16 protein-coding genes are annotated in these 19,692 nt (G+C 46.0%); 5 read left to right on the top strand and 11 right to left on the bottom strand.

The window, feature by feature from the left end; genetic code table 11:
* The 3 genes from ACEW8S_RS02030 to ald all read left to right on the top strand — a co-directional run.
* Nucleotides 1-400 (top strand): aminotransferase class I/II-fold pyridoxal phosphate-dependent enzyme (locus tag ACEW8S_RS02030; RefSeq protein ID WP_373516520.1); only part of this gene is annotated, 400 nt, incomplete at its 5' end.
* A 125-nt stretch (nucleotides 401-525) separates the two neighbouring features.
* Nucleotides 526-1,677 (top strand): AEC family transporter, encoded by a 1,152-nt coding sequence (locus ACEW8S_RS02025; protein WP_373516519.1) that lies wholly within the window; start codon nucleotides 526-528, stop codon nucleotides 1,675-1,677.
* Between the two features lie 167 nt (nucleotides 1,678-1,844).
* On the top strand, nucleotides 1,845-2,933 hold the full coding sequence (gene ald / locus ACEW8S_RS02020; RefSeq protein WP_373516518.1) for an alanine dehydrogenase: 1,089 nt from the start codon (nucleotides 1,845-1,847) through the stop codon (nucleotides 2,931-2,933).
* An 89-nt stretch (nucleotides 2,934-3,022) separates the two neighbouring features.
* Here ald and ACEW8S_RS02015 read toward each other — a convergent pair whose 3' ends face one another.
* The 3 genes from ACEW8S_RS02015 to ACEW8S_RS02005 all read right to left on the bottom strand — a co-directional run bounded on the left by ACEW8S_RS02015 (nucleotide 3,023) and on the right by ACEW8S_RS02005 (nucleotide 5,734).
* On the bottom strand, nucleotides 3,023-3,364 hold the full coding sequence (locus tag ACEW8S_RS02015; RefSeq protein ID WP_373516517.1) for a hypothetical protein: 342 nt from the start codon (nucleotides 3,362-3,364) through the stop codon (nucleotides 3,023-3,025).
* A 384-nt stretch (nucleotides 3,365-3,748) separates the two neighbouring features.
* On the bottom strand, nucleotides 3,749-4,942 hold the full coding sequence (sucC, locus tag ACEW8S_RS02010; protein WP_373516516.1) for an ADP-forming succinate--CoA ligase subunit beta: 1,194 nt from the start codon (nucleotides 4,940-4,942) through the stop codon (nucleotides 3,749-3,751).
* A 153-nt stretch (nucleotides 4,943-5,095) separates the two neighbouring features.
* Nucleotides 5,096-5,734 carry an LON peptidase substrate-binding domain-containing protein gene (locus ACEW8S_RS02005; RefSeq protein WP_373516515.1) on the bottom strand — a complete coding sequence of 213 codons (639 nt, stop codon included), beginning with the start codon at nucleotides 5,732-5,734 and terminating at the stop codon, nucleotides 5,096-5,098.
* 208 nt (nucleotides 5,735-5,942) lie between these two features.
* Between ACEW8S_RS02005 and lysA the strand changes: the two genes are divergently transcribed.
* On the top strand, nucleotides 5,943-7,190 hold the full coding sequence (gene lysA / locus ACEW8S_RS02000; protein ID WP_373516514.1) for a diaminopimelate decarboxylase: 1,248 nt from the start codon (nucleotides 5,943-5,945) through the stop codon (nucleotides 7,188-7,190).
* A 68-nt stretch (nucleotides 7,191-7,258) separates the two neighbouring features.
* On the top strand, nucleotides 7,259-7,795 hold the full coding sequence (locus ACEW8S_RS01995; RefSeq protein WP_373516513.1) for a thioredoxin family protein: 537 nt from the start codon (nucleotides 7,259-7,261) through the stop codon (nucleotides 7,793-7,795).
* Between the two features lie 57 nt (nucleotides 7,796-7,852).
* Here ACEW8S_RS01995 and guaB read toward each other — a convergent pair whose 3' ends face one another.
* The 8 genes from guaB to ACEW8S_RS01955 all read right to left on the bottom strand — a co-directional run bounded on the left by guaB (nucleotide 7,853) and on the right by ACEW8S_RS01955 (nucleotide 19,466).
* Nucleotides 7,853-9,325, bottom strand: coding sequence for an IMP dehydrogenase (guaB, locus tag ACEW8S_RS01990; protein WP_373516512.1), 1,473 nt, complete (start codon nucleotides 9,323-9,325; stop codon nucleotides 7,853-7,855).
* Nucleotides 9,326-9,416: 91 nt separating this feature from the next.
* On the bottom strand, nucleotides 9,417-11,888 hold the full coding sequence (locus ACEW8S_RS01985) for a TonB-dependent receptor domain-containing protein (protein ID WP_373516511.1): 2,472 nt from the start codon (nucleotides 11,886-11,888) through the stop codon (nucleotides 9,417-9,419).
* Nucleotides 11,869-13,236: an HTTM domain-containing protein gene (locus tag ACEW8S_RS01980; protein ID WP_373516510.1), complete on the bottom strand. Its 1,368-nt coding sequence runs from the start codon at nucleotides 13,234-13,236 to the stop codon at nucleotides 11,869-11,871. The genes ACEW8S_RS01985 and ACEW8S_RS01980 overlap by 20 nt, the downstream gene beginning before the upstream one ends.
* Nucleotides 13,226-14,374, bottom strand: coding sequence for an imelysin family protein (locus ACEW8S_RS01975; protein ID WP_373516509.1), 1,149 nt, complete (start codon nucleotides 14,372-14,374; stop codon nucleotides 13,226-13,228). The genes ACEW8S_RS01980 and ACEW8S_RS01975 overlap by 11 nt, the downstream gene beginning before the upstream one ends.
* Before the next feature lie 106 nt (nucleotides 14,375-14,480).
* Entirely contained in the window at nucleotides 14,481-15,806 is a 1,326-nt protein-coding gene (locus ACEW8S_RS01970; protein ID WP_373516508.1) for a DUF4856 domain-containing protein, read from the bottom strand.
* A gap of 231 nt (nucleotides 15,807-16,037) precedes the next feature.
* The gene (locus ACEW8S_RS01965; protein ID WP_373516507.1) at nucleotides 16,038-16,286 is read right to left on the bottom strand and encodes a hypothetical protein; all 249 of its coding nucleotides are present in this window, start codon (nucleotides 16,284-16,286) and stop codon (nucleotides 16,038-16,040) included.
* Nucleotides 16,287-16,403: 117 nt separating this feature from the next.
* Nucleotides 16,404-18,191, bottom strand: coding sequence for a ribonucleoside-diphosphate reductase subunit alpha (locus ACEW8S_RS01960; RefSeq protein WP_373516506.1), 1,788 nt, complete (start codon nucleotides 18,189-18,191; stop codon nucleotides 16,404-16,406).
* A complete protein-coding gene (locus ACEW8S_RS01955; RefSeq protein WP_373516505.1) occupies nucleotides 18,192-19,466 on the bottom strand; it encodes a ribonucleotide-diphosphate reductase subunit beta in 1,275 nt (424 codons plus the stop codon).
* Nucleotides 19,467-19,692: the final 226 nt, after the last annotated feature.

The raw sequence follows: 19,692 nt of genomic DNA, 5'->3' as shown, positions 1-19,692 counted from the left end.
CCTTCGCGTGGGGTATGTCGTTGCACAGGAAGCTACTTTAGATAAAATTCAAGCGGTGACCCGTGGCGGTATGGGCATTACCTATCCCTCGATATTCGCCGCCTCCGCCAGTATGGACGATATCGAATTCCAAAACAAATCCAGAAAACTGAATCGGGAATGCCGAGAGTTTGTCTATACGACTTTGGATAAAATGGGCTACGAATACGTGCCCTCCTCTACCAGCTTCATCCTATTTCCGATTGAAATGGAAGGGGAAGCTTTCCTAGAAAAAATGACCGCACAACAAGTGGGTGTCCGAGCTTTTGATATTATGGACAAAAACTGGTGCCGTGTCAGTATGGGTACGATGGCCGAGATGAAGCTTTTCGCCACCGCCCTTCAGAAAGTATTGGTTTAAGTTAAGTTGGCCCGAAGAGCCGGGTTTTGCGAACGATTTGCCTCGATACGCAGATTATCCGGCTTTGATGGGTTACTGCTACTTGTTTTGAACACTATGTACAATCCCTTAAACTTAAAAATGCCATGAATTTCGCCCTTCAAAATACCCTAGAACTTGTTTTGGTCATCGGTCTTGGACTTCTCCTTCAAAAAAAAATAGCGAAACAAGATCTAAAAGGCGTTAAAACTATCATTCTCAGTGTGGCGCTGCCCGCTGTTATATTTGTCGCCCTTCTAAAAATAAAATTGGAAAGTTCCCTATTGATCTTTCCCTTGCTGGCCCTTGCCTTTAATTTGGTCATGTTCTTGGCGTCTAAATATGTGCTTTCCGTTTCCCTGCCGAAAGAAGAGGGCGCCAAAAGGCGTACCCTAATGATGTTGCTTCCCTCTTTGGCCCCCGGGCTCTCGTGCTTTCCGTTTATCGTCGTCTATCTCGGCGACGACTCATTGGCCCTGGCGGCCCTGGCGGATGTAGGCAATAAAATTTTCGTTTTGATTTTGCTCTATATGCTTGCTATGCATTGGTATCAATTACACTCCCTAAAAGCTATAAAGACCTCTTCAAAAAGCAAACTTCGCGACCTTGGTTTGGCCTTGTTGAATGAACCCATTAACATGGTGATCATTGTCGGACTTACGCTTTTGGCATTTGGCCTGAACCTTGAATCGCTTCCTATTTTTTTACAGCATACCATTGGTGACCTAAAAATGATCATGACCCCTTTGATATTATTGTTTATAGGTATGGCGGTACGTATAAAATCCGGGGAATTCGGTATCATCATTTCCCTATTGGCAAGGCGGGCGGGAATCACTTTTTTATTGTCCGCTACTTTCGTCTTTTTATTCCCGGCACTGAGTCCCACACTTATTTTATTATTGGTAGTATTTCCGCAAAGTGCCTGTAGTTTTTGGCCTTTTGCCCATATGAGCGCTATCACCACCTTGGAGGAAACCGATGCGCAAAAAAAACCGACTTTTGATATCGATTTTGCGGTCAATGTCCTGGCCTGTTCCCTGCCCTTTTCGACCGTTTTGGTTATCGGCATTTTTTCCTTTGACCAGCTGTTTATTGACCCCATAGTCTTATTGGCCTGCGGAACTTTATTCGTAGGGACTTCCTTCGTACCAGATTTGATACATCGATGGAAAGGGAATCCGCAGTCGGAACCATCCGGGAACTATGGTACCTACGTAGGCCTGAACCCCCAATCGCATTCTTCGGAGGACAAGTGAAAGTTTACCCAATTAACATATTGGAAGGCGCATACCGTTTAAATTATCCCATATTTATCCCTTACTATTGAATCTATTTTATCCAATACTACAGAATCCGTACACCAAAAAAGTACATAAGTTTTAAACCTATGGATAAAATTCATTGTTCATAAAATACCTTTCAAATGAAAATCGGTATCCCTAAAGAAATCAAGAACAACGAAAGCCGCGTGGGCATGACCCCAGGGGGTGTGTTCGAACTGAAAAAAAAGGGCCATACGGTCTACGTGCAGTCCAAAGCCGGGGAAGGCAGCGGCTTTTTTGACAAAAATTATGAAAAGGTCGGTGCCCTAATTTTGAATACGCTGGAAGAAATTTATGAAGCGAGCGAAATGATAGTGAAGGTAAAGGAGCCTATTGAAAGGGAATACCCTCTTGTCCGGGAGGGTCAGATCGTTTTCACTTATTTCCACTTCGCGTCCAGTGAACCCCTGACCAAGGCCATGATTGCCAGTAAATCGATATGTATAGCCTATGAAACGGTCGAGGATGAGGAGGGAACGTTACCTCTGTTAACCCCGATGTCGGAGGTCGCAGGTAGAATGGCGATTCAACAGGGCGCTAAATATCTCGAAAAACCGGTTAAAGGCAGAGGTGTGCTTTTAGGAGGCGTTCCCGGCGTTGCGCCCGGTAAGGTTCTAGTGCTCGGTGCCGGGGTCGTGGGGATACAAGCGGCCAAAATGGCGGCAGGGTTAGGTGCCCATGTCACTATTATGGACATTAACATGAAACGCCTGCGGTATGTGAACGATGTAATGCCGCCACACGTGGTGACCGAATTTTCAAACGAATTCAATATCAGGAAACATATAAAGACCCATGACCTCATCATTGGCGGGGTTTTACTAAAGGGGGCAAAAGCGCCCAACCTGATTACCCGCGACATGCTTAAGGATATGCGCCCCGGTACCGTTATCGTCGATGTAGCCGTAGATCAAGGGGGATGTGTAGAAACCACAAGACCAACGACCCATGAAGATCCTGTTTATATCATTGACGATATCGTACACTATTCCGTAGCCAATATGCCCGGCGCGGTGCCCTACACCTCAACCATGGCCCTTACGAACGTTACCCTGCCCTATGTACTTAAACTTGCAAACCTGGGTTGGAAAAAAGCCATCGAATCTGATGATGCCCTTCGCAAGGGCTTGAATATTAGCGAAGGAGAAGTAGTGTACAATGAAATTATAGAGACGTTCGGTTGGAACTGATCTATACGATTTCTGAATACACCCCACGAAAAAGCTCCCGTACTTTTTTTTGAGAGCTTACATGCTATAGGTCTCAACGGGAATCCGCTCTATTTCTTGACCTCTATTGGCACACGATAAACGATTCCCTGCTCAAATGTTCCCCTATTCAATTTCTCGAAGTCGATACTGTTCCGAATAAAGGCTGCTAAATTCTCATTTTCTGTTTCTATCGATAGTACTCTTAGGTAATTTCCGGTATCCACCGCAATGCGAACTTCCGCCTTGGAACCTCGAATATCATCAGGTATTTTAAACTCCCCTAACATACTGTAAATCTGAGCGGCGATTATCTTGGCGGCTTTGGGCTCGTGCCGATCTAGGTTTCTTTCCGAGGCATGGCCTACATTAAAAGTAACTACGGTCAGTGCGATAAATAGTATTTTCTTCATATCAATAAAGCGTATTTTGTGAAGGTAATTTATTCCTTATATAAAGATATGACAAAGAATCGCTTCCCAATTATGTATTTAATAAAAATTAACATGAAAAAATAAGAATGTCAAAAAATGATATTAAAATCTACCGAATCGTTAGCCTTTGATTACTGGTGCCGCTAAAATTGTTTGGGAAAAACATGTTGACACTAACCTAATTTCGGAACGGATTACAAAAAAGGGACGCCTTATTGAAGGGCATCCCAAATAAATGAACTACCTCGACTCAAATATCCGAGGTACAAATTTCAAAAAAAAGTAAATCCTAAATTCCCGGAAATAGAAAATACGATGCAAGCATCGGGGAATTCAACCCTAAAAGGATTAAAGGATAAAATGTTAGTTCAAGACGTCCTTTACCTTATCTGCAGCTTCCTGAAATTGAACGGCCGAATGGACCGCCAAGCCTGAATTATCGATAATTTCTTTCGCAAGCTCGGCATTGGTGCCCTGCAAACGGACGATAATCGGTACTTTCATGGCATCGCCCATGTTCTTGTAGGCATCAACAATGCCTTGTGCTACACGATCGCAACGCACGATACCTCCAAAAATATTGATTAAAATGGCTTTTACGCCATCGTCTTTCAAGATAATACGAAAAGCTTCTTCAACTCTTTTGGCATCAGCGGTACCCCCTACATCCAAAAAATTGGCCGGTTCGCCGCCCGCCATTTTTATTAGGTCCATCGTGGCCATTGCCAGTCCGGCACCGTTGACCATACAGCCGACGTTGCCATCTAGGTCAACGTAGTTTAGTCCGACGGCGCGAGCTTCCACCTCGATGGCGTTTTCTTCACGCAGGTCACGCATCTCGGCATATTTCTTTCTACGGAACAATGCGTTGTCATCGATGGACACCTTGGCATCGACCGCCATTATTTTATCATCCGACGTCTTTAAAACCGGATTGATCTCGAACATGCTCGAATCGCTTTCGGAATACGCCTTGTACAAAGCGGTGACGAATTTTGTCATTTCCTTGAAAGCCATTCCCGACAGTCCCAAATTGAAGGCAATTTTTCGTGCCTGAAATGGCATCAGTCCCGTTGCCGGATCAATTTCCTCGTTAAAAATAAGATGGGGCGTTTTATCGGCTACTTCCTCGATATCCATGCCCCCTTCTGTGGAGTACATGATCATATTTCTTCCGGTGGCCCGGTTCAAGAGAACGGACATATAGAATTCGCTGGTTTCGCTATCCCCTGGGTAATACACATCTTCCGCTACCAACACTTGATGCACCTTTTTACCTTCAGCAGAGGTTTGGGGCGTAATCAGTTTCATACCTATAATATCGCTTGCGATCTGCTCGACTTCCTTTAGGTTTTTGGCCAGTTTGACCCCACCGCCTTTTCCACGACCGCCCGCGTGCACTTGGGCCTTGATCACATGCCAGCCCGTGCCGGTTTCGGCGGTCAGCTGTTTGGCCGCATCTACGGCTTCCTTGGCATTGTGGGCTACGATGCCGCGCTGAATGCGCACGCCGAAGCTTTCCAGTATCTCTTTTCCTTGGTATTCGTGAAGATTCATATATTAAGGTATATTTAGGTTCAGTTACAAAAATAGGGAAATTAGTTGGCAGTATTTAAAGTTCAAACCCAAGTGTCAAGTTCAAGTTCAAAATTTGCCGGGTGCCCGGTGCTACTGTCCACTGCTAGTGCCACTGCCAACCGCCAATTAGCACTAAACCTTAAAGTCCTTAAAATCGAGCGGATCGAAATTCCGGAAATCGCCGTTCATCTCTATAGTTTTTTTGGTGCGATCGACTTCCTGCAAGACCGCAATGGTCGAAACCAAATGTGATTTTATAAAGGCCAGTCGCTCACTTTCTTTCTGTAATTGCAACAAGTGGTACTCTTGCTCGAAAGAAAGTCCCATTTTATGCGCCAATACGTAACTGTTGAACTTTTCAACGGGCAGCGGCGTAAAGGGCACATCCATAAGTTTGTAGAGCTCGTGCAAATTATAGAGCACCTCGATTTTGGTAGCTTTATCGGAATCGTTTACATTATCAAGAAACTCAATTTCTCCGCCAGCGTAAAGTTTTCCCTTCATCTCATTGTCAAAATTGAGAATACGGAAAACTTGCCGCGCCACGCAGGTAACGTCCATTTCACCGCTTTCATAGGTGTTTACGATTTCTACCAGTTGAACCTCGGTACCAAAGGCCACACTATTGTTGATATAGACCGGAATGCCAAAAGTGACCGCCTCTCTTCTACAGTCCCGGATCAGCTGTTTATAGCGCTCTTCGAAAATGTGGAGCGGAACGGTCTCACCGGGGAAAAATATAGATTGTAGCGGGAATAATGGTAATTTCATAAGGTTTAATTTTGGATAAAAATACAACTCAAACAAATAATCGACAACTTAGTATTGTACCTGTTAAAACTTCAGGATTCTAAAGGTGGAAGGATAAATGCAATACAAATGTTACAAAAACAACAAATTGTTGTATTTTTTATATTTTCTCTGTTTTCCTTGTCCATATCGGATGAAGGGGTTAGTTTTGTATCAAACTGTAAAGTCCATGAAAAATGCCGATTTATTAAAGATTGCCGCTACCTATGGTGATCCCGTCTATGTTTATGATTCGGAAAAGATAGTATCACAGTTCCAACGCCTGACGAACGCGTTCAGTGGTGTTAAAAATTTAAAGCTCAACTATGCGGCCAAGGCGCTATCGAATATGGCGATACTCAAATTGATGAACAGTCTGGGCAGCGGTCTCGATACCGTTTCCATACAAGAGGTTCAATTGGGACTATTGGCAGGATTCAAACCTGAGGATATCATCTTTACACCGAACGGGGTATCGTTGGAAGAAATCGAGGAAGCCTCAAAGTTGGGCGTTCGCATCAACATCGATAACCTGTCGATATTGGAACAGTTCGGCAACAGGCATCCGGATATCCCCGTGTGTGTACGCATCAATCCACATGTGATGGCCGGAGGAAATTCCAAGATTTCGGTGGGACATATCGATTCGAAGTTCGGAATCAGCATCCATCAAATTCCCCATTTGCTGCGCATCGTCGAACTGACCAAAATGCACGTGAACGGCATTCATATGCATACGGGGAGCGATATTTTGGATATCGATGTTTTTCTTTATGCCTCGGAAATCCTTTTCGAGACCGCACAAAATTTCAAGAACCTTGATTTCATCGATTTCGGAAGCGGTTTCAAAGTACCTTATAAGGAAGGGGATATACAAACAAACGTCGAGGAGCTCGGAAAAAAATTGAGCGCCCGCTTCAACGAATTCTGTAAGACTTATGGTAAAGAATTGACCTTGGCCTTCGAACCGGGTAAATTCTTGGTCAGTGAGGCGGGACACTTCCTAGCCCGTGTCAACGTTGTAAAACAGACCACCTCGACGGTATTCGCCAGTATTGATTCCGGATTCAACCATTTGATCCGGCCAATGCTTTACGGGGCTACGCATCAGATATTGAATATTTCCAATCCCGAGGGCCGGGAGCGCTACTATTCCGTAGTCGGCTATATCTGTGAAACCGATACCTTTGCGAGCAACAAGCGTATCAACGAAATTTCGGAGGGTGACATTCTTTGCTTTAAAAATGCCGGGGCCTATTGCTTCACTATGGCGAGCAACTACAACTCCCGATTCCGCCCGCCCGAGGTTTTATGGCACGAAGGCAAGGCTATTTTGATCCGGGAACGGGAGACCTTCGACGATCTGATCAAGCATCAAGTGGATGTGAAGAATCTGTTTGCACCAAAGAATAAACTTAAAAAGGAAAAGGCCGGGTAAAATAAAATATCGATATTTTCGTTGTTCTGGTATGGTTGTTGGAAATCTTCCACAATAAATCCTTCTTTATGAAAACGATTTCAAACTATATATCCAAAACAATCCTTTTTATAGGTATCGGTCTCACCTTTCTTTCCGCCGAGGCCCAAGAAGTCGAGTGGATCTCATGGAGCGAGGCTGCGGAACTGGTGTCCACCGAAAAAAATCCAAAGAAAATATTCATCGACGTGTATACGGATTGGTGTGGATGGTGCAAAAAGATGGATAAGGATACCTTTCAAAACGCAGAAGTCGCCGCTTACATGGCCAAGAATTTCTATATGGTCAAATTGGATGGCGAGGGCAAGGAACCTATTGAATACAAGGGAAAGACCTTTAAATTTGTACCACAGGGAAGAAACGGCTACCATGAATTCGCCGCTACCTTGATGCAAGGCCGCTTAAGTTATCCGACCACGATTTTTTTGGATGAGGAAATGAATATGCTCTCCCCCGTGCCCGGCTACCAAAAACCCAAGCCCTTTCTGGATATCGCCAAATATTTTGGGGATGATATTTATAAGGAGAAGGACTGGAAGGCCTATAGTGGGGCTAGTGGGAGGTAGAAGTAAAATTCAAGTTCAAGTTCAGACTTAAATTTCAAAAGTTGATCTCCTAATTTTCTATCGACTATAGTTTGGCGACTCCTTTGTAATCGTTACATCGTGCGGATGGCTTTCGTGTATACCGCTGGAAGTAATTTTTACAAAGCGGCCATTTTCCTTTAGGGCGGCGATATCCTTGGCCCCGCAGTAGCCCATTCCGGCACGTAACCCGCCTACGAACTGGTGGATACTTTCGTAAAGTTCGCCCTTATACGGTACACGGCCCACAATACCTTCCGGTACCAATTTTTTGATATCGTCTTCGACATCCTGAAAATAGCGATCCTTGCTACCTTCTCTCATGGCCTCTACAGAACCCATACCTCGGTAGGATTTGTATTTTCTTCCCTCGTAAATAATCGTTTCCCCGGGAGATTCTTTCGTACCGGCAAGCAAAGAGCCGAGCATTACGGTGTCCGCTCCGGCAGCTATGGCCTTGGGAATATCTCCCGTATACCGAATGCCCCCATCGGCAATCACGGGAACACCGCTACCTTTAATAGCGGCGGCCACTTCAAGAACAGCGGAAAATTGCGGGAAACCAACACCGGCTACGACACGTGTTGTACAAATAGAACCGGGTCCGATACCCACTTTGACCGCATCAGCCCCGGCTTCGACCAAATATCGGGCCGCTTCCGCCGTAGCGATGTTGCCGACGATAACGTCGAGATCCGGGAATTTCTTTTTGATTTCCTTTAAAACGTTGACCACACCTTGGGTATGTCCGTGTGCGGTATCAATAACCACAGCATCGACACCGGCATCGACCAATGCGGCTGCCCTATCGACAGCATCTGGGGTGACCCCAATGGCGGCGGCCACACGTAATCGGCCATAGGTATCTTTACTGGCAATCGGTTTTTGGGTCAATTTCGTAATATCACGAAATGTAATCAGCCCGACCAATTTGTAATTATCGTCTACTACGGGCAGTTTTTCGATTTTGTTTACCTGCAGAATGTCCTCCGCCTGTTCAAGGGAAGTCCCCTCCCCTACGGTCACCAGATTCTTTTTGGTCATGACCTCGGAAATCGGTCGTTCATTGTTCTTTTCGAAGCGCAGGTCACGATTGGTAACGATTCCGAGCAACTTCCCTTCGGCATCGACGATGGGAATGCCACCGATACTATATTCCTTCATGTTCGCCTTGGCGTGCTTGACCTGGGAATCTAAAGGCAGCGTCACCGGATCAATGATCATACCACTTTCCGCCCGTTTTACCTTGCGCACCTTTACGGCTTGCTGCTCGATGGTCATGTTCTTGTGCAGGACCCCGATACCACCTTCCTGTGCCATGGCGATGGCCATTTGTGATTCGGTAACCGTATCCATGGCTGCGGAAACGATGGGGACATTGATGGTGATGTTCCGTGTAAATTTGGACTGGATGTTTACTTTTCTGGGAAGTACTTCGGAGTAGGCGGGGACGAGCAGTACGTCGTCGTAGGTGAGACCTTCGCCTAAAATTTTGTTGCTGTGGGCTTGCATGCAATTATAGATTTAATTGCGTGCAAATGTAGTGAAAAAAGACATAGTACCGCTGTCCACAGCCTGTCTCTTTCTATTCTTTTTTACCCTATCACAGTTTGAACTGTAACGTGGTATACAAAGTTCGAGGTTGGGCGGGGATAATACCGGGACCGGGGTAACCCGTGGCCCTTTGGGTAAAATAGCTGTTATCTAAAAGGTTGTTGATGCCCGCTTCGAGTTTCCAATTTTTATAGGAATAGGAAAGGCTTAAATCGAGAATATCATAGGCCGGGATGCTTCCTTCAATGCCGCGTTGATTGTCGTCTACATCTTGCGGTGCATTTGTGGCATCCGTGAACTGTTTTGAGAGATACGTATATTGAAAACTGCCCAAAAGGTTCCCGTACCCGAAATTAAGTCCGGTTTTTAGATTGACATCGGGAATAAATTCAACTTGGTTGCCTTCGACGTTGTTTTCTTCCGAGGATAGGTATTCCGATCGGGTCAGGGCCAGGTTTACAAAATAGTTCAATTTCAGTTTTTCGGTCGCCGGGAAAAATGTTTCTTGTATATTCAAGTCCCCAAAACTCTCCAGCCCGTACATAAATGCGGTACCGATGTTGCCCCTGAAGCGGACCACGTTTCCCGTTTCTATTTCTTGACCGTTGGCACCGATACGGGTCTGGTTCTTCAATACTTCCCCCAAACGGTCATCGTACAACAGGCCAAAAGCACTTACATCGTAGGATAAAAGATTTTTAAGGCGACCTCTTGCTCCGATATCCGCCGTAAAGCCGTCTTCGTCGGTAATATTCGGGTCTACCTGAAAGGAAGGGTTGACCGTTTGGATATCGGTAAAGGTTACCGAACGATAATTCTGGGAGAAATTGGCGTAAAGTTCCATGCCCGAAAGCGCTTTGAAGGTAGCACCTATGCCCAATAGTACGAAGGTACGGTCAAAAGTGCGTGCGTCTTCGATTTCTTCGTTCAGTATCACGTTCCCCGCCAAGTCCTCTGCGATATTCTTGTACGTTCCCTCGCTCTGTGTTTTAATATGTTCCAGTCGAAATCCCGGGGTGAGCGTGAATTTGGGACTCAAATTAAATATATTTTCCCCGAAAAGGGCCAGGTTCAGGTTCGGATATTCAAATTGGGATTGAGGTTCGTAGTTGGGATATTGCGCATCTGTAAAGCTAAAATCGGCATCCGAGGCGGTGGTGCCGGAACCCTGTTTTTGTTGGTTTTGGGATTGATAGTATTTAGCTCCTAAAAGTAGCACCGCATCTTTGTCCCTGATCTTGTATCGGGTCAAAAGCCGGGCCTCTGCGCCCCAGTTCCTAAAGTCGGTGACCAAGAGTTCGCGCGGTTCGTTCAGGTCGTCGGGTTGCGAGACCCGGTTGGTACGGAAGCCCAAGGCCTTGCGCGTGGCATCGAGCCCAAAAAGGTTCAGACTAAAATCGGTCTTGGACGAAAACTGATGGTCCAACCGCAGGGAATACAGTTTCCAGTCCACCCCGAACCAATTCCGGCTACGATTGCTAAAGCTTGGGTCTTCATAAAACTGGGCATCGGTCAGCCCACCGGCCTGTTTGGCCAGATAATCCATAAAGGTGGTCTCCAAGGTGAGTTTGGTCCGGTCGGTAAATTGATAATCGATATGGACGTAGAAATTTTTGCTGTCGTACTGGGAATTCGGTCGAAATCCGTTTCCATCCTTATAATTGAAATAGGTATAATAGCCCAACTTGCCGACCGTGCCGCCCAGGCTGTTAAAACTGGTAAACAAATCGTAGGAGCCCAAGGTCTGCCGGGATACCAGTTCGATCTTTTTATCGGGATCCGGCCGTTTGAACTTAAAATTGACCAAGCCCCCGAACTGGGTGCCGTATTGCAGGGATGCCGCCCCTCGGATGACCTGAATTTCCTCCAAGGCCTCTGCCGGTGGCGTATAGTAACTTTCGGGATAGCCAAGCACATCGGCACTGATGTCGTAGCCGTTCTGGCGGGTATTGAAGTTGGAAGTCCGGTTGGGATCCAGGCCCCTACCTCCGATATTCAATTGCAGCCCGGCATCGCCGCTATCGTAGATATTGAGGCCGACGACCTGGCTGTAGATCTGCCGGGCATTGTTGGCGGCCATATTTCCGGTTAGGCCCGACATCAGCACTACTTCGCTTTTTTTGCCCGCATAGATGGCGGTGCCCTCTACTTTTTTAAGCTGTTTCAGGGCAAAGACCTGTTCGCGTTGTTGGGTGACGACCACTTCCGAAAGCTGTTCGCCTAAAGGTTCCAAGACCGCATCGAGAACGGTATCCGATGTAATCTGAAAATTAATCTTGTTTACCCGATATCCGTAGGCAAAAACAATCAGTTGATAGTTGCCCTCGGGGATATTATTCAGTACATATTCCCCATCGGAATCCGTATTTGCAAACAGGTCCAAGGCTTTAAGGTATACCTCGGCCTCTGAAAGCACTTGGCTCCCAGGGTCGGTAATGGTGCCCGAAAGTCCGTATTGCGCCTGCCCTGTTTGCCATACGGCCAAAAATAAAATGAAGCAACTAAATTCCTTTAATGACATCGTTGAAGGGGATTATCCATGGTTTATGTGCAAATGATTCCTTTTTTGCGGCCAAGTCCACTTTCGGATCGATCATGGGCGTACTCAAACGTCCGTTCAAGCTTACATAGCTCTCGACGAACACCTGAATGTTCTTGTGGCCATCCTTTTGGAAATGATCTCTTAAAAAATGGGCATATTCTAAAATAAAATCCGCCTGAAAGGCCATTTGTTTTTCCTGAAAGGGCGTCAAAAAATCGGTATTGTCGACGTAAAAATAGGAACCGGTCATAGCGTCGACGATCTTGAACTGTGCGTATCCGGATTTTTCCACCAACATGACCCGCCATGAGAACCGATAGCCCTCCTCCGTCCAAAAAAGTTCCCCGGGATAGGCCAGATAGCGCCATGGCAATAGCAACTGGACTCCTAAAAAAACAAGGAGTACCGCATATTTGAAGCGGTTGCCGAACGTTGGTCTGTACACCAGAATTTTACCGGTATCAAAACGACGTATCCCCAAGTGGAAGAGCCTATCCAAATAACCCAAAAGTTTATGGTGAACGCCCGCATCGAAAAATATCAGGGAGGAGACGATCATAATGTAGGGGAACATCCCGATGGGGAACAGTACCCGCGTCATCAGGTGGAAAACAACGACCATCAAAAAGGCAAAAGGCCGGGTCTTTCGGTACAAGAGCAGAAAGGGAATACAAAGATCATAGGCGGCCCCGCCCCAACTGAAGGCATATTGTACCCATTCCAAATGAAAAAAATCGCCCACCAAAGGCACGTCGAATTTTGAGGGCAACCAAATTTTCAAGGGCATGGCCTGCAGGAGCCAATCGGAATTCAGTTTGGCCAGTCCTGCATAAAAATAAACGATAAACAACAGCAATTTGATACTGTTGATGGTCCAAGCCGGAATTTTTTGAAAGGATTTTTGCGGATTTTTCAAGGAATCGACCGAATAATAGGCATTGGCCGGCAAGAAAATCATTAAAAAGGCCAGGATGCTGATAAAATAATAGTGGTTGAGATAGGTGGTCTTGTCCATCAGTTCGATGTAGGTAAAACTGAGGAAGAACAAGATGATCGCCATACGGTATTTGTAGCCGATGGCCACCATGACCGCCGCTACGGCACAGACGGCAAAAACAAGATAGGTATAGATGCCTAGCGGTTTTATCCAATCAAAGCCAAAATAGGAAAAGAAAAACTGGGGCCGCACGTAGAGCTTGTCGATCCAACCGTAGCTCCAAAAGCGCAAAATACTTAGCAGCATCATACCGCCGAACAAAATGCGAAAGACCGCCAATGGGGCGGCCTCTACGGGTTTTGTGATGTATGATCTTAATTTAATCCCCATCTGAATCCACGTAGGCAATGCTGATGCTCATTGCGGATACCATATCTACTTTCAATAAAGGGACGATGCGTTGCACCTCATCGTAGGCCAGCAGCATATTGGATGGTGGATCGTTATTCTCGATTTCTTCCCGAAAGGTGCCCAAAGCCGTTACCTGCTTGCGGGCGGTATCGAACTGTCCGTTAATGATTTTATTTAGGTCCTTGCCCCCTTTGACCGCATTGAGGGCGTCTAGATAGGAGGCCAAGCTTTCGCCAGTTCCTTCGGATGCGAAGTGTTTTCCGTTAAAGAAATCCTGGGAGGCGTTCAAACCTTCCATAAACAGTGCTTTAGATACATCGCCATCATAATAGGCTTCCAGATTTCCCGGAAGGGTATTTCCTGAAAAAACACCTAGGGGAATGCCCATCTTGCCGGCCCGAAGGAATTTCTCATAATAATAGATATAGTCGTTTACAAAACGGTCAACCGAGGCCGTGGCCGAGGCGCCGTCGTTTTTCACAAAAGTGTCGCGATAGCCCTGTTGCCATTCTGAAAGCACTTGATCGGACAATGCTAACATATCCTTTAGCACCACCTCAATATAGGCGATATAAGTAGCTTTCGCCGTTTCCGAACCTAACTTTGCTACGATGGCCGCATCGGTTTCGCCCAGACCGTTGATCAGGTAATCCAAGGCCGGAAAGCCTTTGGCAACCCTGTTCGAGGGCAACTTCAGGTCATACGAACCCTTTGATGCGTTACTTTCAATGATAGCGGTATCGGAAGGATAGGAATTGAGGTTCAATCGCAGTCCCACCGCTTCCGCAGGGCCGATTTCAAACATATCTACATGCTGCCATGCTTTGTAAGCTTCCAGCCAAGCGGTGCGCAATGCGACCAGATTAGCTTCGCTGCCCTCCGATTGGAAGGTTTCCAAACCTGCGGATAGACCGTTCAGTTTTTCGGAAAAATCGGTGTAAGCGGGAATAATGATATTATCGGCCCAATTGGCCAACATGGGTCCCCTTTCAAAAGTTTCCGCAGCGGGACCGGGACCCGGATCCACGTCATCAGACATTCCCGCACTGCTCCCATTATCGGATGAACAGGCCCAAATCAAGGTCAATACCATAAACGCTCCCCAAATTCTTCGCATAGCTTATTTTTATTTATTCTAAATCAACGTTGCAAAAATAAGGGATACCCCGAAAATATCTATGGAATTTTCCCTTAAATTTTTGTCCTACTACAAGCAAATCGTATTACGCACGCTCCGGTGCTGCCTGTTCCACGGTAAAGCCGAATTTGGATGCAATGGTTTCGGAGATGGCATCCAATGTTTCGGGAGTAACATCCCAAAGTCCGTTTTCCCCATCATCCAAGAGTTGTTCCAGAAGGGCATCTACCTCCGCTTTTATGAAATACGCTTTCCCCGTGGCGGGGTTTTGGGCGAACTGAAGACTATAGATAAATCCAAAGGCTTCCGAAAGGGCATGGAAACCGCCGCCGTAGTTTGGTACTTCCTCTGCCAGGGCATTCTTTCCGGCCTGCAGGTAGAATACGCCCCTAACGGAAGGCACCAAGGCCAACTTGCTTTTAATGATGGCCGCCTGCTCATCGCGCACGGCATAGTCTTTGGCCACGATGGCCGCCCTCCCCAATTTGAAGGCCTCGTAGGAAGCGGTTATCAGATCGCTGAAATCGGGATCCTCCGCCACCTGTCCGATATAGCTTCCTAAAAATCGGTCGCCATCATTTTCGCCCGCTACGGGGTTTGACGTATCCGTATTCAGACCGAAAAGATACCCATAGGCTTCATCCCATTTATGCTCCATCGTCGTATAGGGTTTTCCCTCCTCTACTTTGCCGGCATCGTTATTGGCCCTGTTCTCGCCTTCATCTAAAACGGCGGGACTTAAATAATTGTTCACGATTTGATCCAGCGTCAGCGCCCCGATCAAACCTTTTGCTATCATTTGGTTGTATTCGAGGCCCTGGGCGTTGATGTAGCGTACCTGTTCCCCTTGCGGCACCTGCCCGGCAACGCCCGGGCTTGCGGTGGTTTCCCAGTTTACGAAGACCTCTTCGGCCTGAGCCGTGATCCAACCATCAAAATCGGAGCGTATGATGGCTTGGTCGGTAGCATTCGCGGCGAAAAGATCTGCGGAGGCCGCGGTTTTACTCTTTATATTTTTATCGGAGGCGTTCAGATCGGCATCCGTAAAATCGGCATTACCCGCTTCATGAGCGAACATGGCCTGCAATCGTTCGGCCGTATTCGTAGTATCGGACAAAGCGGAAACAAACTCGCCGCCCATTTTCAGACGGGTCGTCTGCCCGCTAAAATCTATGGTACTGGCACCTTCTCTCTCGAAAGCATAGGTAGCGGGATTTTCAATAGGATTTTCGCTACCGGTTTCACATGGAGTGCAAGTGCCACCGCAATCGACACCGGTCTCATCCCCGTTTTGGATATCATCGGTGCACGTGGGCGTAAGGGACTGTTCATCGATAACATTGTCATCGGAACTACAGGATGTAAACACAACACCGGCCGCAATAGTTAAGGCAAAGGCAATTTTTCTCATAGGATGCTCTTATTATATAGACTTGCTTATTTAGACTTGTTTTAAATAGTTGCACAAATCTAATGGATGGATATTTATCGTGCAAGACTATTTGTATTAAATCTAAATAAAAAGAGAAAATTTAACATTTTGGGGTTGACGGATTTTTAGGATTTCATCGGGTGGATATAAACCAAAAAAAATCGACTCCCGTAAGGAAGCCGATTTTCTCAAAGTTATTGGTAATTTATCTTAAGCATGCGCATTCTGCGGTGCCCAATGTGAACACAACATGCCGGGAGCCGCTTTTTGCGGATTGGCGCAGTCGCTAGTCTCGTAACGTACACAGGTTACACAGTTACGGTCATCCTTTAGTGCCGCTTTCATTTCGAAACTGTCACAAGTATAGCTGTGGCTTACTTTAACGCCATGTACTTCACATACACTACCTTCCATTATATGGTCACAGTTGATGCAGTTGTTCGCTAATCGTATAGACATAATCCCTTGATTTTTAAGTTCATGTACAATATACGGCGAAAGAATTTTAGAAACAATATAAATAGCTGATTATCAATTATTTATATTTAGATTGGTTTAAAATAAATCGAAGCTACCTTAGGCCTCACAACTGGCGCAATCTTTCTTCTGCTTGAACTTTTGGGCGGCGTTCATACTGTGTTGATAGTAGAGCGATTTTAACCCTAATTTCCAGGCGGTTACGTGAATTTTGTTGATATCCTTCACGGGCATATCGGGATGGACGATAATGTTAACGGATTGCCCTTGATCGATATGGTTCTGCCGATTGGCCGCTTGATAGATGATATCCATTTGATCTATTTCGGAATAGGTCTTAAATACCTCCTTTTCATTTTCGGTCAGGAAGTCCAAGTGCTGTACGGAGCCGTCCCTGTCGCGGATACTTCGCCAGACCTCAGTGGTGTTCTGGCCTTTTTCTACCAAAAGCTCCTCCAAAAACGGGTTCTTTATGGTCGTCTTTACCTTGGCAATATCCTTGACGTATACATTTGACCAAATGGGCTCTATCCCTTGGGAAACCTGCCCTAAAATGAAAGCGGACGATGTTGTTGGGGCAATGGCATTCAAGGTCGCGTTACGTCTACCATAGCCCTTGAGAACGGCAGGCTCGCCAAATTTTTCCGCCAATTCTCCCGAAGCTTTATACGATCTTGTCTTGATGCCTTCGAAAATCTCACTGTTCAGGTTATAGGCTTCTTGGCTGTTGAACGGAAGTTTTCTGGACTGCAACAACGAATGCCATCCCAAGACCCCTAGGCCCAACGCCCGGTTATCTTTGGCAAAGTTGTAGGCACGTTCCATAAACAGGAAGGTCTGGCGGTCTTCACGACTTTCGGAGTCGCGATAGCTTTCCAGTTTTTCGATGAATTCGGTTATTACCGCATCCAAGAAATACACCATCGTTTCCACCGCATCGGTATTCTTCCATTGGTCGTAGTGCAACACGTTCACGGACGACAGTACGCAAACGAAAGACCATTCGTCATTGGAGGGCAACATGATTTCGGTACATAGGTTACTGGCGTAAACGGTGTGTTTCTTATCCTTATATACATCGGCCGCCCCATTGTTGGCATTGTCCTTAAAGAATATATACGGATAGCCCATCTCTCCCCTTCGCTGCAATACTTTGGCCCAGAGCGCCCTTTTTTCGCCATCGCCATCGATCATTTCATTCATCCAAGCATCGGTTACCGTTACCCCATGGGTCAGCTCTTGAATAGGATTTCCTTCGGTACCTATTTCTAAAAATTCCTTGATGTCCGGATGCTCTATAGGTAAATAGGGAGAGAATCGCCCGCGACGTACCGATCCTTGGCTGACTACATCGACCATCGATTCGAAGAGCTGCATAATATGCACCGATCCTGAAGCCTGGCCGTTATTCTTGACCGCCGCTCCACGGGGACGGATCTTGCCGAAATATCCGGAAGTGCCCCCACCTAATTTGGACATCATACCCACTTCGGATTGTGTATACAGGATGTTGCCCATATCATCGGCGATATGTGACCCGAAGCAGCTGATGGGAAGTCCTCTTTCCTTTGCGAAATTGGACCATACCGGCGATGCCAAGGAGAAAAACCCTTCGGACATATATCCGTAGAACTTATCTGAGAAGCCGGGCATATCTAAAAGATATTCGGCCCTATCCGCTATTTCGCGGATGCGCTGCTCCGGGGTCACCTCTCCCGTCAAATATCCCGAGGCCAAGAAATTTCGGCTGTGTTCGGTCAGCCATTTAAAACCGTCCTGATTTTGCGGTTTGTGGTTTTTAAGCGCTTCTTTTCGTGCGTTCACGAGTTGATCGCCTTGGGAAAGCGGTTTTTTCTGTGTGTCTAAAGTGGTTTTTGGATTGTTCATTTAAAAAAGGTCATCACTGGTTATACTTTGGGTTCTTTTGCTATAATTGATGGAGCGTTTCACGAAGAAATCACCGTGTTTGGTACCAATAATCTCATCGTCGAACCATTCGGTCTGGTTCAATAGGGTTTCGTTTATTTCGAAAACCTTCGCGACCCCTATACTTGTGAGGGAATTATTAAAACGGTTCTTTATAAACTCATTGATTACGGCTTTGGGCAAGAAATCAACTTCACCTTTCTCAAAGATCCAATCCACAATCTTGCTCTCTGATGTAAAGGCGTCGGCGCACATTTGCTGGATCATCAGGGCATGTTCGTCATCGAACCAATCGGGATTCTCATTTTTGATGATCTTGATAATATCGATACCGAAATCACCGTGGATCTGTTCTTCCTTGGAGGTGGCCTCGACCACGTTCGATATCCCTTTCAACACATTTTTATGTTTGTTGAAGGCCATAATGATCAAAAATTGAGAAAATAGGGAAACGTGCTCGATGAACAGGGAGAAGAGTAAAATAGATTCCGCATACTCCTTATTATCATCGCTTTTCGCATTTTTAAGGGCGGTCTCCAAATACTGCACCCGCTTCATCATCACCGGCTTTTTCTTGAGGTTCTTGAACTCCTGGTTCAATCCCAGAATTTCAAGGAGATGCGAGTAGGCGTCGGCATGGCGTACTTCGCTTTCCGCAAAGGTGGCACCTACCGAACCGATTTCCGGCTTGGGGATTTTGTGGTAGATATCGCCCCAAAAGCTCTTGACCGCCACTTCGATCTGTGAGATGGCGAGCATGGTGTTTTTTATGGCACTACGTTCGGTTTCGGAGAGCGAGGTCTTAAAATCTTGAATGTCACTGGTAAAGTTGAACTCGGAATGTATCCAATACGAATGCCGTATGGCGGGAACATATTCATAGAGTTCGGGATACTCGTAAGGCTTCAGATTGATACGTTTTTCGAATATATTGCTCTTTCGTTTTTGGGCCTGCTCGTTCCGGTACAGGATATAGGCCTTGGCCACCTCGAAAAACCCGCTTTCCATGAGTTTTTTCTCAACAAAATCCTGTACTTCCTCAACGGTGGGCGTGTAACTTTCGTCGACGCTCTTGCGTTCAAGGAGTCCGGCGTACACCTTCTCCGAAACACGTTCGGCATCGGTAACACCGCCCACCTCAACAGCGGTCATGGCCTTTAAAATAGCATTTGTAACTTTTTGTAAATGAAAGGGTTTGGTCGTAAAATCCCGTTTGATGACCTGGGTAATTTCCATAGCAGATAGAATTAAAATGTTTGTTAACTGGACGAGTATAAAGGTCATAATTTATTCACCTTAATCCCTTGACAATGTTTTAAGTTTTTCCACAGGTTATCAACAATGGGTGGAATTAGTAGGCTGAACGGGGGTTTCGGACTGGTGATAAATTGAAAATAAAAATATTTCGTATTTGGCTTGGATTTGTAGTAAAATTTACCTAATACGCGTAAGAATTATCGTT

Origin of the sequence: Pricia sp. (assembly GCF_041745955.1) — a bacterium.
GTDB lineage: Bacteria > Bacteroidota > Bacteroidia > Flavobacteriales > Flavobacteriaceae > Pricia.
The sequence above is the reverse complement of the archived record's forward strand: the minus strand, read 5'-3'. Positions and strand labels throughout refer to the sequence as shown.